Origin of the sequence: Nostoc sp. UCD121 (assembly GCF_014222285.1) — a bacterium.
Classification (GTDB): domain Bacteria; phylum Cyanobacteriota; class Cyanobacteriia; order Cyanobacteriales; family Nostocaceae; genus Nostoc.
The window spans coordinates 42,278-58,436 of record NZ_JACKZS010000014.1 but is presented as its reverse complement, the minus strand read 5'-3'; the positions used below and the strand labels follow the sequence as shown (position 1 = coordinate 58,436).

The 16,159-nt window shown below is 45.1% G+C and carries 3 protein-coding genes; all 3 read left to right on the top strand.

Going from position 1 to position 16,159, the window contains the following annotated elements; genetic code table 11:
* Positions 1–14: 14 nt before the first annotated feature.
* A complete protein-coding gene (locus GNF10_RS05195) occupies positions 15–2,006 on the top strand; it encodes a long-chain-fatty-acid--CoA ligase (RefSeq protein ID WP_185584187.1) in 1,992 nt (663 codons plus the stop codon).
* Complete coding sequence (locus GNF10_RS05190; RefSeq protein WP_185584185.1) at positions 2,003–7,618, top strand: type I polyketide synthase; 5,616 nt, start codon at positions 2,003–2,005, stop codon at positions 7,616–7,618. The genes GNF10_RS05195 and GNF10_RS05190 overlap by 4 nt, the downstream gene beginning before the upstream one ends.
* 141 nt (positions 7,619–7,759) lie before the next feature.
* A complete protein-coding gene (locus tag GNF10_RS05185; RefSeq protein ID WP_185584183.1) occupies positions 7,760–15,433 on the top strand; it encodes a type I polyketide synthase in 7,674 nt (2,557 codons plus the stop codon).
* Positions 15,434–16,159: the final 726 nt, after the last annotated feature.

The window sequence follows — 16,159 nt, the reverse complement described above, 5'->3', positions numbered from 1 at the left end:
TTGCAACAACTTTTATGAATATTTCCCAAAATGTGGAGCGTGGTTGCTGCCTTTTTCCTAACAAACCAGCGCTCATTTTTGAAGGCTTATATTTTACTTATAAACAACTGAATGAAATGGCAAATCGGTTTGCCAATGCTTTACTGGGGTTAGGGATTGAGCGTGGCGATCGCATAGCATTATTATTACCAAATATTCCTGAATTTGTTATTTCCTATCTGGGGATTCTCAAGATTGGGGCGATCGCAGTTTCCATTAACCCAAGTCTGCAAAGCGATGAACTCAAGTTTATTCTCAATGACTGTGGAGCAGTTATACTCGTAACCACAGAAACGCTGCGAGAAAAATTGCCCAAGCAGGATTTACCGCACCTCAAGCACATCTTAATTGCTGAGGGGAAAGCAACTGACGCGATCGCATTGAGTGAATTCATGGCAAATGCTTCGTCTAGCGCCCGTGCTGTGGAGATGGAACGTGATGATCCGGCGGCGATTCTTTATACTTCTGGTACAACAGGTTTTCCTAAAGGCGCTACTTTATCTCATGGCAATGTGATTTCTAATATGCACTCAATGAATCACTGTTGCGAAATGCGCCCTAATGATCAAATTTTACTATTTTTACCGATGTTCCACTGTTTCGGGCAGAACGCAGTTCTCAATAGTGGACTGAATACCTGTGCAACTATCGTTTTACAGCGATCATTCGACCCAGAAACGGTACTGACAACTATAAGCGAATATAATATTACAATCTTTTTTGGTGTTCCCACTACTTTTATTCTTTTATGCGATAAAGCATCTATCCGCGATTTGGATTCAGTGCGTTACTACTTCTCTGCGGCCGCAGGTTTGCCTGTAGAAATTGCCAAACGTTGGCAAGACAAGTTTGGTAAAGTCATCAACCAAGGGTATGGCCTTACAGAAACATCACCCTTAGCTAGTTATAACCACGAATTGAGGTACAAACTGGGTTCTATTGGTTCACCAATTGAAAATGTCGAGATGAAGATTGTCAGCCTCGATGATGGTTGCGAAGTTGCCCCTGGTGAACTCGGCGAAATTGTTATTCGCGGTGTCAATGTCATGCTAGGTTACTGGAATCGACCGGCTGAAACTGCCAAAGCCATTAAGAACGGATGGTTTCACACCGGTGACATTGGTCAAATAGACGAATTGGGCTACTTTTACATCGTTGACCGCCTCAAAGATATGATCAACAACGGTGGATTAAAGGTATACCCAGCCGAAGTTGAAAATGTTATTTACCAGCATCCAGGTGTTGCAGAGGTAGCTGTCTACGGTGTACCAGATTCAGTATTAGGTGAACAGGTTAAGGCTAGTGTTGTCCTCAAACCAGACCAAGCGGTTACAGAAGAAGAAATAATTGCCTTCTGTTACCAGAAATTGGCTAAATATAAAGTTCCTAGTGCCGTCGAATTTGTCTCCTCGATCCCCAAGAACCCGACTGGCAAAATACTCAAGCGGCTACTAAGGCAAGAAAATTCTGCTACACCTTCCCATAGTACTGTGGTTAGCAAAACTCAGACATCTGCGTCGGTAAATGTCTCTTATCAAACTGCCGAATTGATCGAAAACTGGATTATGGATTGGGTCGTGAGAAAATTGGCAGTAGCAGCCCAGTCAATCGACCAAAGTAAGTCATTTGCTGATTATGGATTAGATTCCGTTAGGGCTGTCAAGTTAGCCCAAGAATTGAGTGAATGGTTGGGATATCCCTTAGAAGCAACTATAGTTTGGAACTTCTCCACCATCGAATCTTTAGCACGCCACCTAGCCAGTCAAAAAATTCCCCAATCGACAGAATTAGCCAAGACAAAGCCAGAGTCTAATTTGCACACAGAAAGTCTGTTGGTGTCTGTAGAATTGCCTGCAAACAAAGCAGAACTGACCGAATCAGCATACTTAAAAGCACTCTCAGACGCGGAAATAGCTGAATTACTAACCAAAGAAATTGCCACAGTTAAACAAAGGAGATTAGTATGAGTCCTAATTCAGAGAACACAAATTACCGCTTGTTACTAGAAAATGCCATTTTAGAATTGCGGCGGATGCGGTCTGAAGTTGATACTGTTGAGCAATTACAGAAAGAACCCATCGCTATTATTGGAATGTCTTGCCGTTTACCTGGGGGTGTCAATAACCCAGAGGATTACTGGAATCTATTACATAATGGGGTAGATGCCATTAGCAAAATTCCTGCACAAAGATGGCCAGTAGATGAGTTTTATCATCCAGACCCCGATGTATTGGGGAAAATGTACACCCAGCACGGCGGTTTTTTAAATGAGGTAGACAAGTTCGATGCTCAGTTCTTTGGCATCTCTCCCCGCGAAGCCGTCAGCCTCGACCCTCAACAGAGGCTACTTTTGGAAGTAAGCTGGGAAGCGCTAGAAAATGCTGGACAAGCACCAGAAAAGTTAAATGGCAGTCCTACAGGTGTATTCGTCGGGCTGTCTATGGATGACTACTCACAACTGAGCTTTTATGGCGATCGCACTCAAATTGATGCCTACAATACTTTAAGTATTCTCAGAAGTATGGCGGCTGGGCGTTTGGCTTACGTCTTGGGTCTGCAAGGAGCTACCATGCAGTTAGATACAGCTTGCTCGTCTTCGCTGTTAGGGGTGCATCTAGCTTGCCAAAGCCTCCGTTCTCAAGAATGCAATATGGCTTTAGCTGGTGGTGTCAACCTGATTCTCTCACCAGATCCTTCCATTGGTCTGTGTAAATTAAAAGCCTTATCTACCGATGGTCGCTGTAAAACTTTTGATGCCAGCGCCGATGGTTACGGACGTGGAGAAGGATGTGGCATAGTAGTACTCAAACGTTTATCCGATGCTTTAACTGATGGCGATCCTATCCTGGCATTGATTCGGGGTTCAGCATACAACCATGATGGCTCTAGTAATGGTTTGACAGCCCCAAATGGTTCTGCTCAAGAAAAATTACTTCGCAAAGCCTTAGAAAATGCCAACGTCCAAGCCCATCAGATTCAATATGTGGAAACTCACGGGACTGGTACACCTTTAGGCGATCCCATCGAGGTGTTAGCCTTGGGAGCAGTATTAGGTCAAGGTCGCTCAGAAGACAATCCCCTAACTATCGGTTCTGTCAAAACTCAGGTTGGTCATTTGGAATCAGCCGCCGGAGTTGCCGGGTTAATGAAAGTTGTGTTAGCTCTCCAGCACGCAGAGATACCACCACATTTACATTTTCAACAACCTAATCCCTATATTCCTTGGGAAAAACTGCCGCTTGTAGTGCCGACTCAGCCCACACAATGGCCATTAGGGGCAGATGGACGACGACTAGCTGGGGTCAGTTCCTTTGGCATGAGTGGTACAAATGTCCATCTGATTTTGGAAGCAGCACCAGAAATTAAATTAGTACAGGCAAAAACTGAGCGTCCGCTTCATCTTTTGAGTTTATCGGCGAAAACTGAATCAGCACTACAGTCACTTGTCAGCCGCTACGAATCTTTTTTGGCAGGTGATAGCAAAGCAAATCTGGCAGATATTTGTTTCAGTGCGAATACAGGGCGATCGCATTTTGACCATCGTTTTGCTGTTGTCGCTGAATCTACTCAGGACTTACGTCAACAATTGGCAGCTTTTGCAGCAGGTAAAACTCCAGGTGTGAGTGGACAATTACACAACAAAAAGCGCCCGAAAATTGCCTTTCTATTTACCGGACAGGGTTCTCAGTATATAGGTATGGGGCGAGAACTCTACGAAACCCAACCGACATTCCGGGAAACTTTAAATCGTTGTGATGAAATTCTCCGTCCTTATTTAGAACAACCTTTACTATCAATTCTCTATCCTGAATCTGGGACTAGCCCTCTGAATGAGACTGCCTACACCCAACCAGCTTTATTTGCCCTAGAGTATGCAGTCTCCCAGTTATGGAAATCTTGGGGCATAGAACCCACGGTAGTTATGGGTCATAGCTTGGGTGAGTATGTTGCTGCTTGTATAGCAGGAGTTTTTAGTCTGGAAGATGGACTAAAATTGGTTGCTGCCCGCGCTCGCCTCATGCAGGACTTACCTCAAGATGGGGCAATGGTCAATATATTCGCTTCAGAAGCGCGAGTATTGGCAGCTATTCAACCTTATGCCAATCAAGTATCGATTGCTGCCATTAACGGCCCGGAAAGTGTTGTTATTTCTGGACAGCATCAAGCAGTAGAAGCTGCGGTGTCTACTCTCCAAAGTGAAGGCGTTAATAGTGTCAAGTTAAACGTTTCCCACGCCTTCCACTCTCCTTTAATGGAACCAGCGTTGGCGGAATTTGCGCGCATTGCCTCAGAAGTCAGCTTTTCATTACCTAATATCAAGCTGATTTCTAATGTTACTGGCACAGTTGTTACCACAGAAATCACCAATGCGGAATATTGGGTCAGACATTTGCGCCAGTCAGTGAGATTTGCTTCTGGGATGGAAACTCTTGAGCAGCAAGGTTGCGAAATTTTTCTAGAGGTCGGGCCAAAACCAATTTTACTGGGAATGGGTCGTAAGTGTCTCCCTGAAGGAGTAGGAGTGTGGCTCCCTAGTTTGCGCTCAGGACAGTCGGATTGGCAACAGCTACTTCAAAGCTTGCAGGAATTATACTTGCGTGGGGCATCAATCAACTGGTCTGGCTTTGATCAAGATTATCCCCGTCATCACCTAGTACTTCCAAATTATCCCTTCCAGCGCCAGCGTTACTGGGTTGAGACATCTCATCGCCAACAGACTTTACCCGCCAAGGCTAGCAAAATTCTCCATCCTGTACTTGGTCAACGGCTAAAATTACCATTTTCTCCAGAAATTCGCTTTGAAACCCAATTTAGCTCCAATTCGCCTGCTTACCTAGAGGATCATCAATTAAACGAAGTCAAAATTGTTCCTGGTGCATCTTATATCTCGATGCTTCTATCCGCAGTTAAGGAGGCTTTCACCAATGAATCTTGCATCATCGAAGATTTGTTGTTTCAAAATACGCTAGTTTGCCCAGATGACAGCAGTACAACAGTTCAGCTAGTTTTGACACCCCAAACAACAGAAGAGACTTCCTTCCAAATTATTAGTTTCTTAGGTGGAGAAGCAGAAAACGAGGTTAACTCTTGGAAAACACATGGCACAGGAAAAGTCCGGCTGTTCTCGCCAGTACCCAATTTCGTAGATGTGGCAGAAGTCAAGGCTAGATGTTCTCAAGTTTTATCGGGAACGCAATTTTACTCTAGTTTTCAAGCAGTTGGCTACAGTTGGGGAACTTCATTTCAATGGCTAGAAAATATTTGGCATCAGGATGGAGAAGCTGTATGTCAAATGAAACTGCCCCAATTACCAGACGAACTCGATAACTATCAACTTTATCCGGGATTAATTGATTCATGCTTGCAACTACTCAACGTTTGCTGGGATGTTAATCCTGCCGAGCAAGTCGAGAATGACTATATGTACATTCCTTTTAGCATCGGTAGCTTTAGATTCTATGGTCGTTCCCATCCTGGTCATCAACTATGGTGTCATGGTCAAAAAACACCAACATCTAATCAGCAAAGCTTAATTGGTGACGTACATCTGTTCGACCAAAATGGGCAGTTAATCGCCGAAATCATCGGTTTTGAAGTGAGGAAAGTTCGTCGGGCAACTCTGCTGCAAAGTCTGCAAAAAGATTTAGGTGATTGGCTGTATGAAGTAGCTTGGCAACCAAAGGCTCGTGAGCAAAATCATCAGTTGGCACAGGCACAAGAAGGGAGTTGGCTGATATTTGCTGACCAACAAGGAACGGCGGTTAAGTTAGCAAAACTACTCAAAGAACGTGGAGATCGCACTATCTTAGTTTCTCCTGGTGCTGAATATCAAGCCGATGCAGAACATTACTACATCAATCCCTCAGAACCACAAGATTTTCAGAGGTTAATTCAAGCAAGCTTAGGTAATAACCAACCTCCCTGCCGTGGGGTAGTATACCTGTGGGGGCTGGAGCATGAAAGCATTGTTGATTTCCAAGATACGCAGGTTACTGGCTGTGCTTATGTGCTGCATTTGGTTCAAGCCTTAGCAAAATCAACCTGGTCTAAGTCTCCTCGTCTGTGGTTAGTTACCAGAGGAAGCCAGCCAGTAGAGGCAATGTCCGATTCCTTAGCCATAACTCAGGCTGCTTTGTGGGGCTTGGGACGTGTTATTCCCTTGGAACATCCAGAATTATCATGTGTACGGTTGGATTTAGACCCTGCTAGTAATGGGAACGAAATTGAAGAATTATTAGCAGAGTTGTGCTTCCCAGACCAAGAAGACGAAGTTGCATTCCGTCAAGGAGTGCGGAAAGTTTCCCGGTTGGTGCGTCGCCAAGCTCAAACCCCAGCGAATCAACTGCCAATTGGTGAAGATGGGACTTATTTGATTACGGGTGGCTTAGGGGCGCTGGGGCTACAAGTTGCCCAGTGGATGGTAGCACAAGGAGCCAAAAACTTAGTTTTAACTAGCAGGCGCGGAGTAGTTGGTAATACTCAAGTAGCTATCAATCAACTACAGCAAGCAGGGGCAAAAGTTCTAGTTGTCACAGCAGATGTGTCCAACACGGAAGATGTGGCTCAGATGTTAGAGGGAATCAAAACTAACTATCCACCTCTACGGGGTATTTTTCACGCGGCTGGTGTTTTAGATGACGGGGTATTACTACAACAAAATTGGAGCCGCTTTGCGAAAGTGCTTGCTCCCAAGGTGCAAGGGGCATGGAACCTGCACACATTGACCAAAGACCTACCTTTAGATTTCTTTGTCTGCTTCTCCTCGGTCGCCTCATTACTTGGTTCACCCAGCCAAGGAAACTATGCAGCCGCTAATGCCTTCATGGATGCCTTAGTTCATTATCGTCGAGGTTTGGGTTTGCCAGGTTTGAGCATTAACTGGGGGCCTTGGGCAGAAGTGGGGATGGCAGCAGATTTAGATAGTCGTAGCCAAAAACGCATAGCTGAGAGTGGTTTTGCTACCATGTCCTCAGAATTGGGATTGCAACTACTGGGAGATTTATTGAGACAAGATGCCACTCAAGTTGGTGTGATGTCAGTCAATTGGGAGAAATTCCTCCAGCAATTCCCACCAGGAGGCGCAGCACCTTTAATTTCCGATTTAGCTCCCCAAACCCAGCCACAAGGGAATTCTGCACAATCAGCCAAACAACTTGAACTTCTGTGTCAATTAGAGGAAACTATTGCTAGCACTCGCCAGAATATTTTAATTGCTTACATTCAAACTGAGGTTGCCCAAGTTCTCAGGTTTGAAGCAGCTTATCAACCAAATCCGCAACAGGGCTTTTTCGATATGGGGATGGACTCTCTCATGTCCATCGAGTTGAAGAACCGACTGGAAACCAGCTTAGGAAGTTCTCTACCTTCGACTTTGACCTTTGAATATCCCACAATTGAATCCTTGGCTGAATATCTGCTCAACAATGTAATTTCCTTGAATGTAGCAGAGCCAGTTGTGGTGGAGCCGCAAATAGAGACTGAAGTGCAAACTAATTTGTTAATAGATATTCAGCAATATTCTGAAGACGAATTAGCAGCATTAGTTGACCAAGAATTAGAGGCTTTGCTGGGTGTCTGAAGTAAATACTTGTGAACTTGCGTAAATCACCTGCTTAACTCCGATAAGTCTACAAAAGACATTTATTTATTTACTTACACAGCTAAATGAGTCTGGCTTCAGACTCAATTTCTTTGTCTATTAATTACGCAATTTCTTAAAATGAGTAACACTTCAGACATCAACCAATTATCTCCATTACAACGTTCAGTTTTAGCCTTAAAAGAAATGCGTGCCAAGTTGGACGCAGTGGAGAACGCCAAGACAGAACCAATCGCTATTATTGGGATGAACTGTCGCTTTCCTGGGGGAGCCGACTACCCTGAGAAATTCTGGGAATTACTCCACAATGGGGTAGACACTATCACTGAAGTTCCGGCTGACAGATGGGACGTAGATGAGTATTACAATGCAAATCCCAACACTCTAGGGAAAATTTACACCCGCTATGGTGGCTTTATTAAACAGGTAGATCAATTTGATCCTCATTTCTTTGGACTTTCCCCTCTAGAAGCAGCCAGCATGGATCCCCAACATCGGCTACTTTTGGAAGTAGGCTGGGAAGCCATCGAAAACGCCGGACAATCCCCAGAGGAATTAAACGGCAGCCAGACGGGAGTCTTTATGGGACTCTTTATGGAAGATTATTCCCGATTTAACCTATATTCCGGCGATCATAACCGCATTGATGCTTACAGCAGTTTAGGAAATGCTCGGAGTATTGCCATCGGTCGCCTAGCTTATGTCCTCGGCTTGCAAGGCCCTGTGATGCAGTTAGACACGGCTTGTTCTTCTTCGTTGCTAGCAGTTCACCTGGCGTGTCAGAGCTTGCGTTCAGGTGAGTGCAATATGGCTTTAGCTGGTGGAGTCAATTTGATATTAGCACCGGAAGCCTCCATTGGTCTGAGCAGAATGAGGGCGCTGGCTCCAGATGGTCGTTGTAAGACCTTTGATGCCAAAGCCGATGGTTATGTACGTGGAGAAGGCTGCGGCATAGTCGTACTCAAGCGTTTATCAGATGCGATCGCTAACAATGATAATATCTTGGCTGTGGTGCGAGGCTCGGCAGTTAATCACGACGGTGCTAGCAGTGGTCTGACAGTACCGAATGGGCTAGCTCAAGAGAAATTGATTAATCAGGCACTCACCAACGCTAAGGTAGCACCAGAACAAATTAGTTATGTAGAAACCCACGGTACAGGCACATCTTTGGGAGATCCCATTGAAGTGAGAGCTTTAGGCTCAGTGTTGTGTCAAGGACGTTCTCCAGAGCAACCTTTGCTGATTGGTTCCGTAAAAACTCAGTTGGGTCATTTAGAATCAGCTGCGGGAGTTGCCAGTTTAATGAAAGTGGTGCTGGCTTTACAAAACGCAGAGATACCGCCACATCTGCATTTACAACAGCCCAGCCCTCATATTCCTTGGGACAAACTTGCGGTTGCTGTGCCAACTAAGCCAACTCCATGGCCGGCAGTCAACGGGAAACGCTTGGCTGGGGTTAGTTCCTTTGGTATGAGTGGCACTAATGCCCATCTGATTATCGAAGAAGCACCAAAATTGAAATTAGAGCCGCCGAAAACTGAGCGTCCACTCCACCTGCTGAGTTTATCGGCCAAAACTGAGGCCGCACTACTAGCAATGGCTAGCCGCTATGAATCTTTTTTAACATCCCATCCAGAAACATCTTTAGCAGATATTTGTTTTACAGCCAACACCGGGCGATCGCATTTTGAACACCGTCTTGCTGTTGTCGCTGCATCTAACACAGGCTTGCGCGAACAACTAACAGCTTTCGCTAGCCAAAACCAGACCAGCACGTTAGTCAGTGGTCAAGCACAGAAGAAGCGTGACAAAGTTGTGTTCATGTTTACAGGGCAAGGTTCTCAGTATGTGGAAATGGGACGGCAACTTTACGAAACCCAGCCGACGTTCCGTAAGACTTTAGACCGATGCGACAAAATTCTGCGTCCCTATCTTCAGCAACCTTTGTTGTCAGTACTTTACCCTACATCTGATGTTGTTTCCCCCTTGAATGAAACAGCATATACTCAACCAGCACTGTTTGCTTTAGAGTACTCACTCGCCCAAATGTGGAAATCTTGGGGAATTGTACCAGATGCCGTTATGGGTCACAGTGTGGGTGAATATGTAGCCGCTTGCGTTGCTGGAGTGTTCAGCTTGGAAGATGGGCTGAAATTAATCGCCGAGCGGGGGCGCTTAATTCAATCTCTACCCCAAAATGGCATGATGGCGGCAGTGTTCACCAATGAAGCACGGATGAACGGCATTCTAGCTGCTTACACAGGGCAAGTGGCAATTGCCGGGATTAATGGCCCAGAAAATATCGTTATTTCGGGAGCCAGAGAAGCTGTCCAAGCCGTGCTGAAAGAATTAGCAACTCAAGGAATTAACGCCCAAGCATTGCAGGTTTCTCACGCTTTCCACTCCCCTTTAATGGCTAGTATTCTCGATCCCTTTGAGCAGATAGCTAGCTCGGTGCAGTTTCAAGCGCCGCGTATTCCCCTAATCTCGAATTTGACTGGACAAATACTTAAATACCAAGAAATTCCCAATGCAACTTACTGGCGACAGCATCTCAGAGAAGGAGTAAGATTTTATGCCGGCATCAAGACGCTACATGAACAAGGGTATGAAATCTTTGTAGAAATGGGGCCGAGTACCACATTAGTAGGCATGGGTAAAAGATGCTTGCCAGAAGGTACAGGCACTTGGCTAACTTCTCTGAAAAAAGGACAACCGGACTGGTCACAATTGCTTGCTAGTTTAAGTGAGTTGTACATCAGGGGTATAAAAATCAATTGGACTGCATTTGACCAAGGTTATCAGCGTCGCCGCCTGGCACTACCAACCTACCCATTTCAACGCCAACGCTACTGGGTGGAAAACCTCTCTCCAAACCTCTCTCCTACGAGGAGAGAGGCTTTGAATTCTCCCCCTTCCCTACAAGGGAAGGGGGCTGGGGGGTTAGGTTTGACTTCAGCTATTCCCCAAGTCAAACCTTTGCCAAGAATTCCCTTGGCTGTACCATCGAATTGGTTTCATAGTTGGCAATGGACTCCAGAGGTGTTGAGCCAATCTCAAGATATTCCTTCAGGGGCAATTTTGATCTTTAGCGATCGCCACCAAGTAGGGGAAAATTTAGAAAAGCTGTTCGACTCTAAAAAGTACACGACATATTTTGTCACCCCAGGGGAAAGTTTCACCCAAACAGCAGGACACTTCACTATTAATCCGGCATCCATTGAAGACTACGAACAGCTAATTAAAAATATCAAAGCAGACGGTGTTACAGTCACCGCAGCCGTGCATCTGTGGAACTATAGTTTGTGGGCAACATCCCCAGAAGAACTACTAGAAAATGACCGCCTGCTCAATGAACGCGTTTACAGTCTTTTGTTTTTGACACAGGCGCTAGTCAAACATTACCCAGCCTCTCCCCTCAATTTCTTAGTGGTAACTCAAGGTGCTTATCCAATATCTCCAAATGATTCCTTACACGGTGTACATCAATCTATGGCAGGTGTACTGGCGCAGGTGGTGGCACAAGAAAATCCTCAGATTCAAGCCAAAGTCGTAGATTTTAACCAAGATGTTTATCTGCCAGAAAAATTAGCCGATATTTTGTTCCAGGAAATGAAGGTAGCCCCTACTGGTGAAGGTATTGTTGCTATCCGTAATGGTCAACGGTTGAGTCGTACCCTGGAAAGAATTAATGTACCTACAGATAACAATTCTCTACCTTTGTCGGCAGGAGAAACCTGGTTGATTACTGGTGGTACCAGTGCTGTCGGGACAGAAATAGCCTTAGCTTTGGTTCGACAAGTACCCATCAATTTGGTGCTAACAGGTCGCCATCCACTCCCCCCCAAACAAGAATGGCAATCTGCTAGTCATGATGCGTCTACCCAGCAACGTATCCAGGCAATTCAGCAATTAGAGCAACTCGGAGCCACAGTCATGTATCAGGCTGTGGATGTAACGGATGCCTTGGGGATGAAGCAATTAATTGAGAGCATCAAGTCCCGCTTTGGTAATCTGGATGGAGTCATTCATGCGGCGGGTGCAGTTGACCACAGCACATTTAAACTACTACAAAAACAACCTGCCTCAGTCACCAAAGTTTTAGCCCCGAAAGTCCAGGGAACCATCATCCTTGATACTGTTACCCGTAACGAACCCCTAAAATATTTTGTGTTGTTGTCCTCGGTTTCCGCTTCCAAAGCCGAATGGGGAACCGGCATGGGCGATTATGCCGCAGCCAATACCTTTCTCGATAGTTATGCTGTCTACCGGACACAGCATGGTGGTCAGGGACGCTCCTTGGCTCTGAATTATTCCCTATGGAGCGATCGCGGTATGGGCGCTCTTTTAGGGGCATCAACTTTATTAATGGTAAAATCCAAAGGTTTAAATCCTCTGGAACCAGAGCCAGCTGCTAATGCTTTTATTAAGGCTCTATCTTTGGATGCTTCTGGTGTAATTCACATCATTGACTTAATTGCTCAAGCCACCCCAGAAATAGCACCAAAATCCTCCGCAAGCCAACCACAAGCTAAACCTCGCAATCTGCGACAGCTTGTCCGAGAAGTTTTACTGCAACATTTACGTATTCCGGAAGCACAGGTGGAAGGACACAAAACTTTCCAAGAAATGGGGTTAGATTCTGTTGGGACTGTAGAAGTTGTCCAACATTTAGGGACAACTCTGGGTGAGGAATTATTTCCGACTTTACTGTTTGAATATCAAACACCAGATGACCTGGTAGATTATTTACAAAGCAAGTACGGTTATTCTGTGAAAACTAGTACGAGCGCGATGGACTACGCCCCACCTTTGGTGATCGCTCCAGAAGAAACATCTAGCCCGGAAGCAGAAAAATCAGCGCCCCCAAATGTCGCTACCCAGGAAAAATACCAAGACGTTCCCGAACAAGACATTGCTATCATCGGCATGGCTTGTAAAATACCAGGAGCTGATAACTTAGAGCAGTACTGGGATTTACTCAATGCAGGCCGCTCTGTCATTCAAGATGTGCCTCAAGACCGTTGGTTTAACCAACACTACTTTGAAGCCAAAGGAAACTCTCCGCAAGCAAAAATATCCAAACGTGGATGCTTTGTAGATAGTCCCTTCGACTTTGACCCGATGTTCTTTGGCATTTCTCCCAAGGAAGCTACGGCGATGGATCCACAACAAAGGTTGTTCCTAGAGCTTTCTATGCAGGCCTTACAACAGGCAGGCTACGGCGGCAAATATCGCCCAGATAATATCGGTGTGTTTGTTGGTTGTGGACAAAATACTTACATCGAACACTTCACCAATTATCAGTATTACGAGGAATTACGTCAGCGTTTGCAAGAGAGTTCTTGGTTTGATCAGCTTCCTGCTGAAGATCGTCAGCATTTGCTCAAGACACTCTCACAAGTACTGCAACCAAGTGAAATTCTCCCTGAGTCAGCAGCAGGTAACGAGGTCAACGAATTAGCGGCACGAGTTAGCCATTGCCTGAACCTCAAGGGGCCAAGTATGGCAGTTAGCACTGCTTGTTCTTCTTCTCTGGTGGCATTACATATTGCTTGCGAAAGCCTGCGTTCTGGTCAAACTGGCATGGCAATAGTCGGTGGGGTAAATTTAAATCTCAGTCCTAGCCCCTTTACTTTTTTACGTAAGGCACAAGCTCTTTCTTTGAGTGGAACCTGCTATCCCTTTGACCGCCGTGCTAATGGCATCGTTTTAGGAGAAGGTGCAGGCGTATTAGTTATCAAACCTCTCAAACAGGCTTTGGCAGATGGTGACTTGATTCATGCTGTGATTAAAGGTTCCGCAGTCAATAATGATGGTCACTCCCAGGGAATAACTGCTCCCAATCCCAAAGGTCAAGCAGAAGCTATCCGCCAAGCTTACAACAGTTGTGGCGTAGACCCCCGGACTGTCTCCTACATTGAAACCCACGGTACAGGTACTCTCCTGGGCGATCCAGTCGAAGTAGAAGGGATGACAAAAGCTTTCCGTAGCTTTACTGATGAAAAGGGATTTTGTACCATTGGTTCAGTTAAATCCTCAATTGGTCATTTGCTGTCTGCTTCCGGTATTGTCAGCCTGATCAAAGTGGTACTGGCGATGCAGAACGGCAAAATTCCCCAAACTGTAGGTTTTGAGGAGCCTAATCCCCATATCAATTTTGCGGACACACCTTTTGCTGTGGCGGGTAAGAGTATACCCTGGTCGCCAAATGGCAACCCATTACGTGCAGGTGTGAATGGATTTGGATTTGGTGGCACGAATTGTCACGTTATTCTTGAGGAATCCCCAGTAGCAGCTAATTTACAGTCCCAGGTCACAAGTTCATCTCCTGATTTGTTATGTCTGACTGCACGCAATCAACAAGCACTTCAAGAAGTAGCTAGACAACTACGCGAACACATCATTCATCATCCTGAACAAGAATCTTCTCAAATCTGCTTTACTCAGAATAATGCCCAGAAGGAATTACCTTACAAGGCGGCTTTAGTAGTCAATGACCGTCAACATCTGCTCAATTACTTAGACACTATCTGTTCGGCACAAACACCAGCAGAGATATATACAGGTCGAGCTAACCCCCAGCGCACAACACCGTTTCACTTGGTATTAGATGGAACTAGTGCGATCGCTCCCGCAGAAGTAGAAACTCTAGGTAAACGTTTCCCCCAATTCCAAGTAGCTTACAATAGCGTGCGTGCCGGATTAAATGAGATGAGCGAACAGGCACATATATTTGCGGTGCAGTACGCTTGGGGACGCTTGTTGATGTCTTTGGAATTACAACCCACTAGTTTATTAGTAGAAAAAACCAGTATCCTAGTAGGAGCTACGCTGCGGGGAATGTTGACACTAGAGCAAGCGATCGCTTTGCTCCTACAAATAGAAGGACAAAAAGGTCTGATTGCTCATGATGTGTCCGCAAAAGAACAGTCAGCATCAACCTGGACTTGCCCATTAGTTACTTCACAAGGAATTTTCAGCCATTCTGACATAATTTCCACGGCTCAACTGGTAGCCCTGGTGCAAGTATCTGAACAGTTAAATGTAGACGTGTGTCAAGATGTCATCTCCAAAGAAAGTGTTTATTTACACTTAGGAGATTCATTAACTCTCAAAGAAAAATTAGCAAGTTTGGATGAACTGGGAGTCTGGATATATCTAGATAAAGGACAACCAGTGGTGGGACGTGTGTTGACAAGTCTGGCCAGGTCTTATGTAGCCGGGGTGAGGTTTAATAGCATACCCTTATTTCCTCAAGGTCTACGTCGGGTGCTGCTGCCTACTTATCCTTTCGAGCGTAAAACCTACAGAGTATCATTAGTTGATAGCTCTCAGGAAAATCAAGCAACCTCCATACCTGCGGCTGAATTATTACCACCACGCCTAGACAATCAGCATCAGTCAAATGCCAAAGTTTTGGAAACCCATCCAGTAACAGTAGCCCAAACTCGACTGTTGCCAATGGAACAACTATCTCCACTCACCGATAGCCAACGCCAGTCAAGTTACGCTAAGTTGACTCAGGACTTGAAGATTGTGGACAATAGCCAACAGCAACGACTAGTGCCAATGGAACAACCATCCCCACTCACAGACAGTCAACGCCAGTCAAGCTACGCCAAGCTGGCTGAGGACTTGAAGATTGTGGACAATAGCCAACAGCCAAGGCATCCGGTAGCAGTAGCCCAAACTCGACTGTTGCGAATGGAACAATCATCTCCACTCACAGACAGTCAACGCCAGTCAAGTTACATCAAGCTGGCTCAGGATTTGCAGAGATTTAGTAAATAGGCTGAAGTTATTAGTATAAAAAACTCTACCCCCTTGTGGGTAAAGTTTCGTCAAAGGTCTGTAGTCAGTGGCAGAATGTTTATTGAATTCGGGTGGTCGTTTATTGAATTCGGGTAGTCGTTTATTGAATTCAGGTGGTCGTTTATTGAATTCGGGCGGTTGTTTATTGAATTCGGGTAGTCGTTTATTGAATTCGGGCGGTCGTTTATTGAATTCGGGCGGTTGTTTATTGAATTCGGGTAGTCGTTTATTGAATTCGGGTAGTCGTTTATTGAATTCAAGCAGTGGTTAAGGTGGGGTAAAACCCAGATTCTTGAACAACTTCAGACTTGTGTGTACACCGTAGCCTAAAAGGAGAGAGAAATAGAAATGAGGTTTTCCAGATGCCGTGAAAAGTCAGGTGTATACACCGTAGCCTTACCAAGGGGGAACGGCGTAGCCGGGGGGTAAATAGATGCACCTTCACAAAGAAACGGTATAACACCCACAGAGCAATAAAACTTTCAAAATTAGTTAGGAAGCAATAGACAAAGAAAGCTAACTCTTTGTTTTATTGCTCCTAACTTTTTGCATAAATAGCCCAGATAAAGGCGATAAGTAACATAACAAGAGCGAAGATTAATTTTTCTCGTAATTCTTATCCATTCAAATTTAGTTTTGTATGAATAACTAGACTTAAAAACAATACTTACTTAATTAAGTAAGATTTTGGAATTTTTTATTGCG

Excerpts from the sequence above, each read along its gene's own strand:
- GNF10_RS05190 (WP_185584185.1), top strand. The coding sequence starts at position 2,003 with ATGAGTCCTAATTCAGAGAACACAAATTACCGCTTGTTACTAGAAAAT.
- GNF10_RS05195 (WP_185584187.1), top strand. The coding sequence starts at position 15 with ATGAATATTTCCCAAAATGTGGAGCGTGGTTGCTGCCTTTTTCCTAAC.
- GNF10_RS05185 (WP_185584183.1), top strand. The coding sequence starts at position 7,760 with ATGAGTAACACTTCAGACATCAACCAATTATCTCCATTACAACGTTCA.